Below are 17,354 nucleotides of genomic sequence, written 5' to 3' on the forward strand. Positions count from 1 at the left end.
GTTCATCATGAACTATGAAGCAAATGAGATAGAGACAAAAGTAATCTATATATGGAACAACTAGAAATGATGGTTTGTGTAACTAACTCGCTCCAGAAATATCTTCGCTTTCCACGAGCGAATGGTGAGTCTCTCCTCTTACTGACGCACTTTGGCAGCTCACTGCTACCTTTCCTTTGGAAAGATAAGGAAGGCTTGTAGCAACGTTACTCCACGTAGAAAAAGAGCGCTCTTCTTTCCAAGGAGTCTACGTATATTTCTGGTGATAGAATAGTGTATTGTTCATCATTAGACCTTAAAATGCTGTTTTAAATATGTCCCAACCTCATCCTCATTTCTTTATCTCCATCTCAGGAATATCGTAATTTTGCAACAGTCCCGATTAGAATGAACCGTTTTTTTACTGAAATTTAAACGCAATTCATCTGGCGTAAACCCAACCTCGATGGTAGAAGTAATATTTAATGATTGAATTAAGCGCTTCACTTCTTCATGATCAGACTGTTGAGCAGCACTCATTATCTGCCTATCAAATTCTTTTGAGGTAGATAACTTATTCAGAACGACACGTACGTCATTCATAAGCCTTACCGTTTCATTTGCTGATTCATAGAAAAACTCTATATTAACAGGAGGAAGTTGCTCCCGAACCGGTATATACACAGGATATAAGGTGGTGGGATAATAACTCGGAACATAATAATACATCATACTTCAGCCCCTTTCACAAGGAGATTTACCTATATACTCTTTATATGCAGTAAGTTTCATTTTTGGGACCTCCTTTTATGGAAAGAAAAAGAGAGCAACCTATACTTCAGAAAATTATTTATGTCATTCATACAGGTTTCTACTAGCGGTATCTTGTTAACTTCCATATAGACGAACTACCACTAGTTCCTTTCAAATACGACAATCAAAAAATTTCGCCTTTTAAAGGATACAGTTCAAACTTTACCTGAGTAAACAACATTCTATGAGGAGAATATTTTACATGCTACTACGCTTAAACCACTTGAAAAAGCACTAGATCAAACGAGTAGTTAATAAAAGCTAAAGCCGCCCCCAGGTAGATTTTTTACTCTAACAGGGGGGCGATACCTTTATGAATGCGGTCGGCTTTTTTGTTCTAAACGATTTGTAATAATTTTAATAAACTTTCTGCATAGCACTTTTCTACGTTACGCACCTTATTTTGCAACCACGCCACCATCGACTGGTAATTCCACCCCTGTGATATGATAGGCAGCATCTGATGCTAAGAACAACACAGCTTCTGCTACCTCGATTGGCTTACCTAATTGCGGCAATGCAGTTTGTGCAAGGAACCATTGCTTCATATCTTCTCGTTCAAAGAATTCCTCACTCATCGGTGTCTTTATAAATCCTGGATGAACAGAATTCACGCGAATATTGTCTTTTCCATAATCAACGGCAGCAGCTTTCGTTAACATACGTACTCCACCCTTAGATGCGGTGTAAGCACCAGCACCTGAACTACCAGTCAATCCTGCAATGGAAGAAATATTTATGATCGATCCACCTTTATTTTCACGCATATGCGGAATAGCTAATTTTATACCAAGAAATGTACTAGTTAAATTAATATTAATAATTTGATTCCAGCGTGCAAGCGTCAATTCTTCCATTGGTTCTGGCTGAGAAATTCCAGCATTATTTACAAGAATATCTAATTTTCCATGCGTATCAATGGTCGTTTGCATAACACTCTTCCAATCATCCTCTGAGGTAACATCATGTGCTAAAGCTAGAGCCTCACCACCAGCTGCTTTTATTTCATCAACTACCTCTTGAACAGCATTCACTTGAATATCTGTTGCAACTACTTTTGCACCTTCTTTTGCAAAAAGCAATGCTTCTTCTTTTCCCATACCACTACCAGATCCTGTTATAATTGCAACTTTATTTGTAAGCCTTGTCATGCTAATTAGCCCCTTTCAATTTGTGAATTAATCATAATGATAGTTTTACTATCATTATGATATTATCATTATAGTATTGTTTAAGAAATAGTTCCAATAGAATTGCTCAAAAACGATTCAAATTGACGAATATGAATTAGTTTGCTAGGATTTTTAGATGATATTCATTTATAATTATCATCTTTTCCGAATTTTTTATCCCACATATATTGGTAAATGGGGGATAAACACCCCCCAACTGATTGAAGTTTCACTTTATCCCGCATATAACTGGCAGTAAGACCCCAATTTAAGCAATAAAGCGAAACCAATATGGATAAGTGGGGGATCAACTGCCAGTAAATGTCCGATTGGTTCAAAGGCCTTTAGGTCATACCCTTGTGGTACTAACAATCAGTGGGGGATAACCCCCCCTCCAACTGATTGAAGTTTCACTTTATCCCGCATATAACTGGCAGTAAGATCCCAATTTAAGCAATAAAGCGAAACTAATATGGATAAGTGAGGTATCAACTGCCAGTAAATGTCCGATTGGTTCAAAGGCCTTTAGGTCATACCCTTGTGGTACTAACAATCAGTGGGGGATAACCCCCCCTCCAACTGATTGAAGTTTCACTTTATATACATAAAACTTTTATCATTTAAAAAGGAGAAAGACCAATGAATCCGCAGGATAGATGGAAACAAGAAAGAATGGAAGGGAAAATGAAGCGAAGAAATAGTATTATCCTAGCTGCAGAAAAAGTATTTGCTAAAAAAGGTTTTGACAATACGACCATGCAGGAAATTGCCGATGAAGAAAATATTGGAATTGCTACTGTCTTCCGATACTTTCCTAAAAAGGAGAAGCTAATTGTAGCAGTAGCGATTAATATTGTGGAAAAATATATACCTATTTTTCAATCTATTGCTGATATGAATGGTAGTTGTTTAGATAAAATGGAAAGAATGTTTGATTTCTTTATCTCAGAAATAAATGAAGAGAAACTGGAAAATATGCAGCTTCTTGAGGTTTTTAAAAGTTATGCTTCTCTACAAACAGAGCCGTTGGAAGATATTGAAGCATATAATAGGTCGCAAAATAAAATATCAGTGATACTTGCATCCATTATAGAAGATGGGAAACAAGATGGATCTATACGATCTGACATCGATATAAAAAAGGTTCTAACCACTATTACGAATTCGTTTGGGCTCTTTTCTAGAAAGCTGTTGCTTTATGAACGAATCCCTATGCTTAAAGGAGATTTAGAGGCTGAAGAACAATTAAAAATCCTAAAAAATATTTTTATCGATTACTTACAACCAAGCTAACAAACGAAGGAGACTAGTACAGTCGTATTTTACTAAAGAAAATCAGAATGGCTGCAAATGTTCTCAACTAGCATTTGCAGCCATCCGTTTTTTTCTGGTTTTAAATTATTTATTGCGATTTTGATAAATGTTATTCAGCGTTGCTCGCCCTTTTCTTACAAGCTTTTTAAGATCGTACAAACAGAATCTCCTACTTCCGTAGTTGACGCCGTCCCTCCCATATCGGCAGTTAAATTAACCTTGTTAATGAATAAGGCTTCAATAGTTGTTATTACCTTATCATGGATATCCTTTCTACCTAATTGTTCATACAAAAGTGCCAACGACCAGATTTGAGCAATCGGGTTCGCAATACCTTTTCCAGCAATATCTGGAGCTGAACCATGAACCGGCTCAAACATAGAAGGAAACTCACCTCCAGGATTTATGTTTGCAGAAGGGGTTATCCCTAAACCTCCTACAATTGCAGATCCTAAATCAGAAAGGATATCACCAAATAAATTCGTTGCTAATACGACTTGAAAATCTTGAGGACGCTGTACAAAGTATGCAGCCAATGCATCTATATAATATTTTTCATATGAAATATCTAGATATTCCCCAGCAACACCCTCTATAATTCTGTCCCAAAATTTCATAGAGTGAATAATCGCATTTGATTTAGTTGCATTCGTAACCTTTGTTAAATTTTGCTTTTGCGCATAGGAAAATGCGAATTCTGCTATTTGTGTAACACCTTGTTTTGTCATTATATTATTTTGGATCGCCAATTCCCTGTGTTCTCCCGCAAACATTATTCCTCCAGCATTAGAGTATTCTCCTTCTGCGTTTTCTCTTATTAGCACAAAATCAATCGGTTTAGTGGATTGGTTACGTATCGGAGTATCCATACCTTTAAGTAATTTAATTGGTCGAAAGTTAACATACTGTTGAAATGATTTTCGAATTGGCATAATTAGTTCCCATAATGTAACATCATCTGGTACTCTTTCATCTCCGATTGCTCCGAAAAGAATCGCATCATATTCCTTAAGCTGCTTTAATCCATTTTCTGGCATCATACGACTGGTTTGTAAATAATAATCCGAATTCCAATTAAATATATCATATGTAATATGAATTGATTCTTTGGTATTAATAATTTCCAATACTTTTAACGCTTCATTCATCACTTCAACACCGATTCCATCACCAGGAATAACAGCTATTTTATAGTCCATATACTGTCCCCTTTCCTTTACAGCCTCTTTGTTAACGTATATGAAAATGAAGGTAGTAAATATGCTACTAAGCGAAACACCAAAGGATCAGAAAACGATACATGAATGAAGGTACTACAATTATCTAAGGTGCATCATCATGATATAAAAAAGTTGACCTTTCATTATTGTAAGGCTAACGTCACATAAATACATAGGTAATACTTCCTTTAGATACTATAATCAAAATTGTAATACTAAACAGTAGGGAGGTTAATCATCATGAAACAATTTATTTCGATATTCATAACGATATTGGAAACTTTTATTAATGGAAAACAGGTTGCTATGAAAATTAATAATGAGTAGCTTTTCATTTAGGAGGGATTGCTCGGTGAAAATAATTGCTGGATTAAGTATAGCAATCATTTTCGTTACCATTTTAACTGGAAGTCAAGGTAACGAAATAGATAATTACCCAAATGATATGATTTTTAATGATCACCATTTCAATAAAACTGGTCCATTTAACATAATAGAAGATGGAGATAAATCATTTCTAATTTTTAATGAGAATATATCTAATAACGACATAAAGAAACGATTAATCGAAAAACTTACAATCGATACTTCTAACCATATGAACAAAGTTGATCCATCATAAAAATCAGTACGTGTTCAACAATACTCTTCACTTAATTAAACTTGCCTTTCTTTATTAGCTCTTTTAGCGTGTACATGTTATCAGGGACATCAAAATGATGCTCTGATATTATACATACTAGCAGATACAAGGCCACATCCTGGATAGTACTAGGAAGTCCCATAATAAACTAGCCTTATAATTTACATCTAAATACTCTAAATCCTAGTTTTTCTTTGAACCTTTCCATTAATTCTTCATGTAAAACTAATACTTCAAACGTATCTTCATCAACCTTTTCAGATAGATCGAAATCATTTGTATCCTCTAATGTCATTTCTTCCTTTTTTAACTTCGGTTTTTCCACCCGCACGTGATGAAACCCTTCTCGGTACAATTGTTGCTTCCATGCTTCTTCTGTTTGTATTTCCGTAAATCCATAAAATGATGTTAGCATCCTCTTTTCATGATCCCTTAATGTGCGTTCACATACTATTTCTATCGCAATAAAGACTCCACCTGGCTTTAAGATACGAGTGATTTCTGAAAGGGCACGAGTAATTTCTGTAAAGGAAATAACAGATTCTGAAATAACCATATCGTATTCCTCTGATTTCAGTGGCAGCTGCGTGATATCTGCTTTCATGGTTTGAACTGGAAGCTTGCGCAGCTTAAATCGATTTATCGCTTTATCCACCATCATTTGATTATAATCTACGGCAGTAACGGCACATTGGTAAAACCCTGCAAGATATGCCGCCGTTTGACCAGTCCCACATCCTACATCCAAAATCACTGTTGATTCATTAATGCTTTCCTTTTTCAACAGCTCTTTTGTCAACTTCAATCCCCCTGGATGTGCACCTCCAACTCCAAGTTCGGCTAATCCTTCAAGATAATTCACGTTAAAGTCCTCCTTTCATTGTCAGACTATGACAATACAACAATTTCGGTCACAAAAATACATATAGTCTGGAAACGTCTATAAAAAAAGCGCATATGCTATCAAAATAATGATGTAAGGGTGGGGAAAAATGGGAGTTATACGGACAGATCAATGGTTGTTAAAGCACTATAAAACCCCTTTGAAAATCACGGAAAAGATGGAGGATTATTTTGAGCATGCTTACGCTGATGAAATATATGCCCACTTAACCCAATTCGGTATGTACCTGCCACCACTACAAAAACAACGAGTCAGGCAACTTATAAAAAAACAAGTTTGGCAAACCGTAGAGGAAGACTATCAACAGCTAAAAAGACTCTGGAATGGCCCTAGTGTTCCTATTTTCATTTTCCCATCTGATACCACCAACCGTAAGTTAAAAGATGATTATAATAGTAAGGCTGGGCTAACTTTTAAAGATAAACTTTTTTTATTTTTATCCGACACAAATACACCAAATGAAATAAAAGCATTACTTACGCATGAATATAATCATGCCTGTCGATTAACGAACTATTCCAAGGAAGAAGCAGATTATACTTTACTAGACACGATTATTTTAGAGGGGTTGGCAGAAAATGCTGTACGTGAACGGCTAGGTGAAAAATATACAGCATTCTATACAAGTAAATATTCAGATGATATGTTAAACGTTTTTTGGGAAAAACATATTCTACCTCATAACCAACTATCAAAAAAAAGTAGAAAACATCATCACATCCTTTATGGACTTCAATTTTATCCATTCATGATGGGTTATTCCGTTGGCAATTATCTAGTTAAAAAATACCTGGAAAAACATCGAGCTACTAGTCAGGAATTGCTAACATTAACTAGTGAAAAGATAGCAGAGCTAGATAATGTTGATATTAGGGGTTGAGTCGATTAAATAAATACAATCCCATAAAATTAATTATGGGATTGCTTGTACTTTGGAATAATCAGCAAAAACATTGCAGCAATAATAATGACCACAGTAACTATCAATACAGTTAAGATATTGGACGGACTTTCCGTTGGCTGTATCTCTTGTTTTCGGATAGTATTTCGATCTTGCTTTGAAAAAAGTGCTAATTGATCTGCTTTTGCTATAATCGTATTTGCTTCTAGTCGAGAAATTTGGAATAATTGCTCCCTTAACTGCATACTATCTGTTTGATCCTGCTTTTGGAATGTTAAATGTTTTTGTTCCTCTGGTAATTCTCCTCTTTTGCTTACATCATTTTGATATGATTTTTTTATTTCTATTTCCTTTTCTTTGTATTCATTAGGTTCCGGTGTATCGCTTCCTTCAGCAAAAACGGGACTACACCAGAAATAAGCTACTAGAACGAGTAAACTAAAGTGCTTCTTCTTCATCCTCATCCACCTTAGACTTATTTTTAAACTGCTGAATCGTGTAAATAAGAGCTGACATGAGTAACGATATTAAGGCTAGTATGAACATAGCTAAATAGGTGGATTCGCCTGTACCATATTGTAAAGAAATATATACATCCGTTATCGGATTATTAAATCGAAACTCCGGTACAATTAGATCTACTAAAGGTGAAATAAAAAACACGATCATCATCATACTTGTTATCCAACCGACAAATTGGCCAATAAATAATCCCCCACGAACTATGTTTGCACAGGTAACCAACAACAATATAGTAAATAGCGACCATTGCATAGCTCTAGCATTATCTAATGAATACATGTTCAATCCATAAATACTAATAATCAACCCTACAGCTATATTTAAGAGCAAGAACAGTCCGCCTTGAACAAGATAGGATGTATTGGAATAGTAATTACTTAAAAAACCAATTAATAAACCACTTAATAAAATAATGATAAACATTATTACTGGTGGAATCCTATCTTCTGTTTCTGCTTTTACTTGACCATTCAGCTGTCCTTCCACTTGTACAGGATTTGATAAATAATTGAAAACAAGTGGATTTACTTGTCCATCCACAATTGTATTTCCTAGGATATCATAGATTTCATTCCGTACCTTTTCAGATGAAGCAACGTTTTGTGACCATTTATTATTTAATTCATCTGATTGCTGCTGAACCGTATTTACTTGTTCCTGTAGCTCTTCTGTGGAGGAAGTTATTTGATTTTGGTTTTCATTTAGTTTATTTAACAGTTCAGCCATATGCTCTAAATCAGACATGGTACCTTGCTGAATTTCGACCATCATTTCTCCATCTAATTGTTCTAGGACAGGAGATATCTTCCATTCAAAGGTATGATCGTTAATTTTCTGTAGTTTCTCTGTAATATTAGCTGAACCAAGCTCCATTTCTTCTATAATACTTTTAATATTTGTTTTTCCTTGATTCAGTTTATCATTATAAGAAGCAAATAAATCTTCTGTGTTTTTAATTAATTCACTAAGACCTATCCTTTCTTCTCCTACTGATTTTGATGAATTAATAGCGTTTAAATTCTTGCCAAATACATCATTGAGTTTTGTATAATAATTTGAATTTAAAGTAGTTAATGTATGTAATTCCTTCTCAAAAACGCTCAAAATGTCATTATTTACTTTTTTCTTTTGATTTAATGTATTCATGTAGACTGATAACTCTTCTGAATACACAATTAAAGAAATAAGTGGTTTATTATCCAATTTTAATTTTTCAAACTCACCCTTTAAAAACTCCCTTCTTTCATCAGATATTTCTTTACTTACTAATATTTTGTTTTGTTTCTCTTCAATGTTATTAACTAATTTCAAAATGGGCTCTTCTATCTGATCCATCAGTTTTTTATAAGTTTTATTCCATTCATTGACGTGTTCTTCCCATACATCAATAATTTCATTAGGATTTGGATTGTTAGATTGCAATTCTACTAAAGCATTTAACTCCGTATCTAATTTTGCGAAGTTATTGACTATATTATTCCAGTCAGCCTTATCTTCTTTAGGAATTTCCGGCTCTTCCTCACTTGCGGCTGAAAACTGATCAATAGCCTTACCCAACTCTGCCATATGTTCACTCAGTTTTGCTAAATCAATTGTAATAACTTCATTCACATTAGGAGCTGTTGGAATATCAATGATATCTCTTTTTAAACCTTTTAAATTACGTATAGCTTTGTCTAGTTTAGTATTTGGTTCGTTTAAAAATTTATCTTTATACGTATTTATTTTTAATAAAAGTAATTCATATTTTTTTGCTTGTATTTCATTCCACTTATCCACATAGTTTCTACCGTGTACTACATTATTCTTTAAATGTTCAAAATTACCCAATAATTGATTTCTATTTTCTTTAAATAGCACCGATTGCTGCTTAAACTGTTCTTCAATTGAAGTTATACTTTCTTCAAGAGCCTGATGATATCTCGTCAATCCTTCATGAAATGCCTCTTGGTTTTCATCTAGATATATTTCTAATAAACGCTGTTGTTTCTTTTGCGTTTCTTTATATTCATTTAATGCTTTGGCAAAGGACTTCATTTTGTTTTCGACTTTTTCAGCAGTATGAACATTGCTTGATGATATCTCATCAACTTGACTCGTATCCTTTAATATGTTTTTCAAGTTAGATTTATGTACATCTATTTCATACGCTAATGTTTTTGACGAAGGTGTATAGAAGGAATACATTGCATCTTGAAAAGCAATTTCTTTTTCAACAATTAAATCAAACTGATCCCGAATATGATTGACCTGCTGAGAAACATAATTCCAATATAACGATATCATTTCTTGATTAATTATATTTTTAGCATTCGCCATTTGCCTATGGATTCGTTGTCGTTCCTTCGCTTCCAAATTAGGCTGAATTACATAATGAAGTGATGCCTTTGTCGGCTGATTCTCTTTAAAGGTCATTATATTTTTGGAGTAATTGGAAGGGATATACATAATCGCATCGTAATTTTTATTAGCAAGCCCCTGCTCTGCTGTACTTCGATTAACTACGGTCCATGAGTAATCCTCCTGATCTTTTAATAGGATAGGTATTTCATGCCCAAGATTAATCGACTGTAATTCACTTTCATATCCAGTATCTTCATTAACAATTGCCACACTTCGAATACTTGACTCTTCTTCCAGAATAATTCTAGGTTGACTATCCACATAACGAAATAATAGAAGTGGTAATAGTAATATAATTAGTACCTTCATGCTTAACCCTATGGATGCTTTCATTCCCTTGTCCATTTAATAGGTCACCCCTTCAAGGTCATAGCGTGGAATCTGAATTTTTATTGGGTTACCGTTTTTTACATAATAGCCAAAACCTGCTTTAATTTCTTGTTCATTACGTGTATATGGTAATGAAAGCAAGTTTTGCTCAGATTTTTTCATGAGTAAGATTGCTTGTTTCACTTGTTTGACTTCATTTGTAAATGGATCAAACCCTTTGGAAAATTCATTCGCACCACCAGAGACGATAACACTAAACCCAAGATGACTATTATGCTTCATAAAATTTGCTAATTTTGTTTGGAGCATAGTATCCAATTTCTGCTGAAAATTACTCATTCCGTCAATCATAAGTATATATGGAGAAAATAAGATTTTTGCTGTTTTTCTTTCCATCAAAGCTTCCCTATATGTTTGCTCTCGACGTTCAAACTCTCGTTCAATTTCTTTCAACCATGTTATTAATTCTTCCTTCGTTTCCATATAATTAACGGAATCTTCCTCTACATAGTTTGCTAATGAATGATTAATAGAATCAAATAATCCAATTATAGCTTTCTCCTTCATTCGATGGATAATAACTTTGCACACATTTGATTTACCTTTTTGTGTATCGCCAAGAATCAGGCAATGTCGATTTGTTTGCCAGTCCAGATACACAGGTTTTACATTTGCTTCATCCAAGCCAATTGCCGGGGTTTGTCCAGACAATTGAACATCTGAACGATTAAGAAATGATTGATATGATAACTTATGTGGTAACATCGGAATCGACTTTGGCTTCGGAGCATCTACATAGGTTTTATTTAGTAGTTGAATTATTCCTTTAATGCCTGTTAATACCTCAACATCACTTTCGCCACTTGAAGGCAGATAAATTTGCGCAAGAAATGGCTCTTCATTCTTAATATAAACTCTTCCAGGAATTGCCTCTGTTTCATATGCGGTCTTTCCAAGGATCGCATATTTATCCGACGTATCCATCAAGTAATGCACAATTTTTGTTTTCAGATTACTCATCAACGCATGCTTTACCGCGTTGGTTCGTGAAGCAGTCAGAATTGTATAAATACCAAGCGATTGACCATCTCTAGCAATTTGGATAAAGCGATTGTCTATTTCCTGCAATTCTTCTTTTACTAAATCATAGTTATCAATCACGATAAAGATAATTGGTAACTCCTCTTCTACTAAAGCATTATACATTTTAATATTACTAACTTCCTGATCCCTAAATAACTGCTTTCGCTCTTCCATCTGTGCTGACATAAAAGTGAAGAACTTCTCAATCTTTCTATGGTCATCTGACCGAAAATAATCTCCAGTTTGTGGCAGTTGTTGTAGTGGTAGAAGTGCTCCATTTCCAAAATCAAAAATATAATAGTTCATCTTTTCAGGGCTATTCTTCATTGAGAAACGAAGTAAAAATGTAAGTATTGTCGTTGATTTCCCATAGCCTGAAGAGCCGAAAATACCAATGTTTCCATCGTCCATGACACGATAAAGATAACTAGTCTGTCTTTGTTGATCAGGTTCATCTACCAAACCTATCTCGTACGCATTATCTGCTACAATGTTGTCCTCTGTTTTTGTAATTCTCTGTGGGAGAGGAGGTAGCCAAGGACTTTGTAATTTGCGGATTTGCAATTCCTCTTGCACCTTGGAGATTTCCTCTACCACTGCATCTATTTCCGTTTTCTTATGCCTTGCTCCACTTTCTTCTGTTGAAACCTCTGATAAAGGAATAAGACCTAAGTCTGTAACCAACGCAACTTCATCCTCCGTACCAAACGCATCCTTTGTATATGGTCCCCCACTCCACGCGGATTGAAAAAGTTCATATACCTCATTATTTCCCACTTGTAAATATCCTCGTCCAGTGGTTGTGATTTTTGACGCATCACCATTCTTCAGAACCTCTTTGCTATCACTTTCCTCTTGAACTTTTAAAGCAATCTTGAACCGTGCATTGCTCCAAATTTGGTCATCAATAATACCACCAGGTTTTTGCGTAGCAAGAATTAAGTGTACTCCCAAACTTCTTCCAATTCGTGCAGCACTAACTAATTCTCTAATAAATTCCGGTTCTTCTCTCTTTAGCTCTGCAAATTCATCAGAGATTAAAAAGAGATGCGGCATTGGTTCCACGGCATCCCCTCGCTTATATAGAAGCATATAATCATGAATATGATTTACTTCATGGAGATCAAATAAACGCTGCCGTCTTCTCAATTCACTTTTAATTGAAGCAAGTGCTCGTTTACTAAAATTATTACTCCCTTCAATGTTTGTGATTGTACCTAATAAATGCGGAATGTGTTTAAATGGCTGAGCCATCCCACCACCCTTATAATCTATTAATAGAAAAGCTACCTCGTAAGGATGAAAATGAACAGCTAAAGATAAAATATAGGTTTGTAGAAATTCACTTTTTCCTGAGCCCGTTGTACCAGCTAACAAACCATGTGGTCCATGTGCTTTTTCATGTAGGTTTAATAATACGTGATCATCTTTTCCTTTAAGACCAACTGGTACAGCAAGTGATTTGGCGGACTGATTCTCTCGCCACTTATTGGCAATGTCTAAACAACGAATATCTGCTGATTGAAATAATTGTAAGAAGGTTACTTTCTCTGGAATTGAATTGTTCATCCCTAATTGATGATCCAAAGATCTCAGCGTTCGCGCAAAGGTTTCATTATCCTGTTTTTGATGCCCGTCAAGTTTAAATGGTATATGTACGGCTTTTTGATGTTGAATCAAGATATCTCCTTGCTGATCATCAATGTATCTTACCAAGGTGTGTATATGCTCCGATAAGCTTTCTTTCGTATCTGCTGCAAAAATAGTTGAGATGCCAATTGAAGCGTGTTCACCTTCTAAATATTCTAATATAGCATGTTCAGAAATTAACTGACGGTTCGTAATGATAAACACAAAATGCGGAGAAAAGGTTATTTTACCCTTTTCTTCGTCTAAATCTCGTTCCTTTAACATTTCATAAATGGAAGAAAGTAGTTGATCACGTGTCTGTTCATTATAAATGAATCCTTTAGCGTATGTATGTGGTAACTGAAAATGTGGCAACCATTTCATCCACTCCCATTGCTTATACTCTTCCTCATGAAATATAGTTACAAATCGAATATCATGATAGCTTTGGGAAAAACTTAATTGACCAACAATTTGCTGAATTTCCTTCTTTACGATTGAATCTTTACCAACCATTCCCATTGAACCTTGGGATAGATCAATAACTAATGGTACATTATTGACATACTTATAATGGGCAACAAGCTCCTGTGATTTTTCCAATAAATCATCCATTTCTTGGTTGGACATATCACTTCGTTGGACAGAAACATCGTAGGTAGATGGCACTCTTGCTCTACCAATACGAAACCGCAAAAAGTCATTACTTACTAATGTTCGTTCCCAGATACGATCACTAATTTCTTTTGTCAAATACTTCATGCGTTCAAATGAAGGGAAATGATAATAAAGTACCTCACGCTGTTTATTCGATAACTGGTAAAGTTCTTCACGCTTATTTTTTAAATAGCGTGTATATAACCTTTTTCGCTTTTCCTGCTTCTTAAGCTGATTTTTCTTTTCTTTAAAATATTGTACAGTAGAAGTTATTAGCGATGTACCAAACATTGCTAGAGAAATCAAAATAAAAATACCTCGTGGACGTAACAAGGCTACAACCCCCATAACAATAAGCATCATGAGCGGAGGTAAAATAATTAGCCAGATTCCTCGTCTTTCATCATCAATTTCCTCAGAAGGAAACGAAAAAGCAACTTTATCATCGGGCATTTCATAAATCATACGAGGTGTTCTACGAAACGATGGATACTTTTCCTTCATAACCGATGTTGGCTCTTTCATTTCTGTTAATTCTATAGAAAATTGATTATGCGCGTAAACGGTTAAGATATCGTTTTTCTTAATAGAAAAGAATATATATTGATGTAACAATTTATCGCCATACTGTATGGGTGTTACTCCTTTGACAATTTCACCATTTCGAAAAACAGAATCGTTAGTAGGTTGTAATATCCACGAACCATCATGCCTTACTAAGGAAAAATCACGTATGATCAGCTCCGAATGGTTGCCAATGTAATAATCTTTTTCTTGATACTCCTGGTATCGATAAACAAGCTTTATCATTTGATTGTTTATGTTTAATTCATGCGGCTTGTCGGGTTCAATTTCACCTTTAAAATGCCCGCCATGAAATACTTCCAACTTTTGAACGCCCGTTTTACGAATTAAGATCTTTGATGAGTCTAAGGAGATGGATTGAATCGTAATTGTGTCGCTTAAACTATTCCCTATTAAAATATCTTGTAATCCGCTAAGTGATTGGTATTGATAGGACCCATTATAAAATAACCACAGATGCTCCATAAGATCACCTCCTGTTGTAAACTGTGTTTAATCGCCATTGTTTGATTTCGCTTCTTCATCAATTGGTGGTTCGTCTTGCCCTGAGCTACCCTCCTGGACTTGATCCATTGTTTCTTGATAGTCATCTATTTCTCGTTCAATTTTATTTAGTCTTTCCTCTCTTTCATCTCCACTAAGCTCTTGATCTATTTTTAATGCTTCACGTTGTTTTAATAGACCATACACGATTAAATCTCGGTCCTCCAATAACCTAGCGGTGTCAATTGCTTCTTGATAGTTACCACGTCCAATATTAATCCAATAAGAGAAATATCGCTCATCAGACTGTAAAGTAATGGTATTTTGAACATTTTGTTTTTGATTTTCTGTTAATGATTCATTGACAATGTAAGAGGAAGCAAGCTGATATTTCACTCCATAAGGCATAGATGCTTCATCATAGTTTTCAAGCGTTGTTACCACAGAACTATACTGTTCTTCCATAAATGACCGGTTACTATCTATATAAGCGTTTGTCTGCGGGATTTTGAAAAACAGTGCAAATAAACTATAGAAAAGCGTTGGGATTAATAATAGAGATACAGCGATCAAAGTGTAGCGTTGTACTTTCCATTTTTTTGCTGGCACATGTAATACAGACTGCTCATCTTTCTCTTTATTTTGTAATTGATGAGTGATAATCGACTGTAACTGTTCAAAAGTTTCTGCATCCATAATTTGCTTTGCAATTGGCGACAGATCAAGTGTTTCATGGTGTTTTACATAGGAAGCGAAATCAATTTTATTATCTGCTATCTCCGCAATAACTGCCCTAACTTCTCTCCATAACCTTTCATCATTATCTTCATAAGGTGGTATGCTTTCACTTACACCATAATGTAAAAAATGGGGATTCAATCCATAGTCAAACAATATATTCTCAGGACAAACAATAATTTTTAATCGTTTTAAGGCATGTTTTTGTATATGTTGAACTAAGTTATATGCAAACTGCCACTGTGCCTGTTCACTCTTGGAGTATAGTTTATGAAAAGCATGATAAGATTTAGGTGGCGACAGATAGATTTTTAATTCGTCTTCCGTTCGAACTATTTCTTTACGGATCTCTTGATTAATGGACTTTAACCATTCAATTTCTAATTGATCGTTAAGTTTTACTTTTGCACGGTGAAAACTGATTTCTATTTTTCCATGTTCATACGAAATAGCTGCGTCTGTTTGTTTCTCTAAATATGTAAGCTCCTCAGACATTTCTTTGCTCCTTTAAACTATCAATTCCATCTAGTATCTTTATAGGATTTCGATACAGTCTCCTGTTGTAATGCCACATGCTTGTAAGGTTAACCCACCATTATAAACACGTTCCTTATTTTTTACGCGTATCCAATGTCCTTCTCTTGGTTTTCCTTCTATTTGTTTCGCCTGCCATGTGATATCAATCAGCTGTTTAATCATAAATTGATCAGATAATCGCAGTTCTATATTTTCTTGATGATAGCGTTCAATATTAACCGTGACATATATATACATGTTTTTCTCCCCTATTATTTTCTATTTCGTAAAAAATAGTGCCGGCAATTTACATACTGCGGCACTATGACAAACTTACTATTTCTGTTATTATCCGCATAAAAAAGAAACAAAATAACTACAACTTAGAGTCTTATTTACGCATTTGACTAGCAATAGTTGCATCCGTATCATGGAGTGTTTGTGCCGTTGAAGCTAATTGTCTCTGCACATCCTCTAACAATTCAACCATTTGCATGAATGAAGGACGTAATTCTTCATATTGTCCCGCAAACGCATCTTTTGCATTACCTTCCCAGATTTCCTCTAATTTTTCCATTAGCCCATCCAAATTACCCACAATATTTAGTACATTTCCGCTTTCCATACCATACTGTTGAGCAATAGTTGCTAATTCTTCAGGACTTATACGCATCATGCCAGACATACAAACTTCCTCCAACTTTAATATCTATCGTTCTTTAGTGCCATTATAAAAGAAAATATTGGTAGTAGCTACCACTTAAATAGAATCTTTTCAAAAATAAGTATTTATAACCATGAAATTGAATGCCTTTAAAGTCTCTTACCACTCATAAGTACTATAATACTAGATGTTGACATTACTAATTTCCTACAAAACTATAATAGTTAACCCAAAATTTGCTGGATCAATGATAGAACCTAATAATCCGAAATGATTCAACTGAAATCGTTCGAATTATTAGGTGAATAAAATACGTTTGTCTCATCCTTTCTCTTACTACCAGAAGAAAAATGGCAATACCGCCAACGTTGCAATGGCTCCAAGTGCGACACCAAATCCGAAACCATAACCCGGTCCATAAAATCCAATTCCAAATCCGCCTAAGCCTTGCTGACCAAGTGGTCGTAAATATACTCGATTGGAGCTAACACGGTCAATTATCCCTCGATGAACTCTCCCATTGTGTGTTTTAATTTCGACAGCTTTACCTTTATGTCGTTGACAAACGGAATAGTAATGTGATCCTGACATATCATTCACCCCCCATTTGTAGTACAGATACAACATTTTATGTATAAAATATTGCATTGTAAAAGACAGATGTATCAGGTGAATAGCGGAAATAAAGAGATTTTCCAGAGAAATAGCGCCCAAATTCTGATGATCTGGGTGATAACCTATATCAATTCTTATCTGTGCTCATACATTATTAATGTAAACGGACTGGAGGTGTTAGCA

General features: G+C 34.9%; 14 protein-coding genes. 3 read left to right on the top strand and 11 right to left on the bottom strand.

The window, feature by feature from the left end; genetic code table 11:
* Window positions 1-339: 339 nt before the first annotated feature.
* Together JUJ52_RS00235 and JUJ52_RS00240 are read right to left on the bottom strand one after the other, a co-directional pair.
* Window positions 340-711, bottom strand: a complete 372-nt coding sequence (locus JUJ52_RS00235; RefSeq protein WP_121605003.1) for a YuzC family spore coat inner layer protein — start codon at window positions 709-711, stop codon at window positions 340-342.
* Window positions 712-1,190: 479 nt separating this feature from the next.
* Window positions 1,191-1,943 (bottom strand): SDR family NAD(P)-dependent oxidoreductase, encoded by a 753-nt coding sequence (locus JUJ52_RS00240; protein ID WP_026682166.1) that lies wholly within the window; start codon window positions 1,941-1,943, stop codon window positions 1,191-1,193.
* A gap of 660 nt (window positions 1,944-2,603) precedes the next feature.
* Between JUJ52_RS00240 and JUJ52_RS00245 the strand changes: the two genes are divergently transcribed.
* Window positions 2,604-3,257 (top strand): TetR/AcrR family transcriptional regulator, encoded by a 654-nt coding sequence (locus tag JUJ52_RS00245; RefSeq protein ID WP_026682167.1) that lies wholly within the window; start codon window positions 2,604-2,606, stop codon window positions 3,255-3,257.
* Window positions 3,258-3,412: 155 nt separating this feature from the next.
* Here JUJ52_RS00245 and JUJ52_RS00250 read toward each other — a convergent pair whose 3' ends face one another.
* Window positions 3,413-4,477 (bottom strand): isocitrate/isopropylmalate dehydrogenase family protein, encoded by a 1,065-nt coding sequence (locus JUJ52_RS00250; protein WP_205388480.1) that lies wholly within the window; start codon window positions 4,475-4,477, stop codon window positions 3,413-3,415.
* Window positions 4,478-4,850: 373 nt separating this feature from the next.
* Between JUJ52_RS00250 and JUJ52_RS00255 the strand changes: the two genes are divergently transcribed.
* Window positions 4,851-5,120, top strand: a complete 270-nt coding sequence (locus JUJ52_RS00255) for a hypothetical protein (protein WP_026682169.1) — start codon at window positions 4,851-4,853, stop codon at window positions 5,118-5,120.
* A gap of 175 nt (window positions 5,121-5,295) precedes the next feature.
* On the opposite strand, the gene JUJ52_RS00260 is transcribed toward JUJ52_RS00255, so the two are convergent.
* Window positions 5,296-6,003: a class I SAM-dependent methyltransferase gene (locus JUJ52_RS00260; RefSeq protein ID WP_166529955.1), complete on the bottom strand. Its 708-nt coding sequence runs from the start codon at window positions 6,001-6,003 to the stop codon at window positions 5,296-5,298.
* A 130-nt stretch (window positions 6,004-6,133) separates the two neighbouring features.
* On the opposite strand from JUJ52_RS00260, the gene JUJ52_RS00265 reads away from it, so the two are divergent.
* Entirely contained in the window at window positions 6,134-6,925 is a 792-nt protein-coding gene (locus JUJ52_RS00265; RefSeq protein ID WP_026682171.1) for a DUF2268 domain-containing putative Zn-dependent protease, read from the top strand.
* Window positions 6,926-6,954: 29 nt separating this feature from the next.
* Here the strand turns inward: JUJ52_RS00265 and essA are convergent, their stop codons facing one another.
* The 7 genes from essA to JUJ52_RS00300 all read right to left on the bottom strand — a co-directional run bounded on the left by essA (window position 6,955) and on the right by JUJ52_RS00300 (window position 17,147).
* The gene (essA, locus tag JUJ52_RS00270) at window positions 6,955-7,404 is read right to left on the bottom strand and encodes a type VII secretion protein EssA (RefSeq protein WP_026682172.1); all 450 of its coding nucleotides are present in this window, start codon (window positions 7,402-7,404) and stop codon (window positions 6,955-6,957) included.
* Window positions 7,385-10,216 carry a type VII secretion protein EsaA gene (gene esaA / locus JUJ52_RS00275; RefSeq protein WP_026682173.1) on the bottom strand — a complete coding sequence of 944 codons (2,832 nt, stop codon included), beginning with the start codon at window positions 10,214-10,216 and terminating at the stop codon, window positions 7,385-7,387. The genes essA and esaA overlap by 20 nt, the downstream gene beginning before the upstream one ends.
* Entirely contained in the window at window positions 10,217-14,620 is a 4,404-nt protein-coding gene (gene essC, locus JUJ52_RS00280; RefSeq protein WP_121605001.1) for a type VII secretion protein EssC, read from the bottom strand. It lies immediately after the preceding gene.
* Window positions 14,621-14,647: 27 nt separating this feature from the next.
* On the bottom strand, window positions 14,648-15,871 hold the full coding sequence (gene essB / locus JUJ52_RS00285; protein ID WP_121605000.1) for a type VII secretion protein EssB: 1,224 nt from the start codon (window positions 15,869-15,871) through the stop codon (window positions 14,648-14,650).
* Between the two features lie 39 nt (window positions 15,872-15,910).
* Entirely contained in the window at window positions 15,911-16,150 is a 240-nt protein-coding gene (gene yukD, locus JUJ52_RS00290; protein ID WP_121604999.1) for an ESX secretion system protein YukD, read from the bottom strand.
* Between the two features lie 133 nt (window positions 16,151-16,283).
* A complete protein-coding gene (locus JUJ52_RS00295) occupies window positions 16,284-16,577 on the bottom strand; it encodes a WXG100 family type VII secretion target (RefSeq protein ID WP_026682177.1) in 294 nt (97 codons plus the stop codon).
* A 315-nt stretch (window positions 16,578-16,892) separates the two neighbouring features.
* On the bottom strand, window positions 16,893-17,147 hold the full coding sequence (locus JUJ52_RS00300; RefSeq protein WP_026682178.1) for a hypothetical protein: 255 nt from the start codon (window positions 17,145-17,147) through the stop codon (window positions 16,893-16,895).
* Between the last annotated feature and the right edge of the window lie 207 nt (window positions 17,148-17,354).

This window comes from Virgibacillus sp. AGTR (assembly GCF_016919725.2).
Lineage (GTDB): Bacteria > Bacillota > Bacilli > Bacillales > Amphibacillaceae > Virgibacillus > Virgibacillus salarius.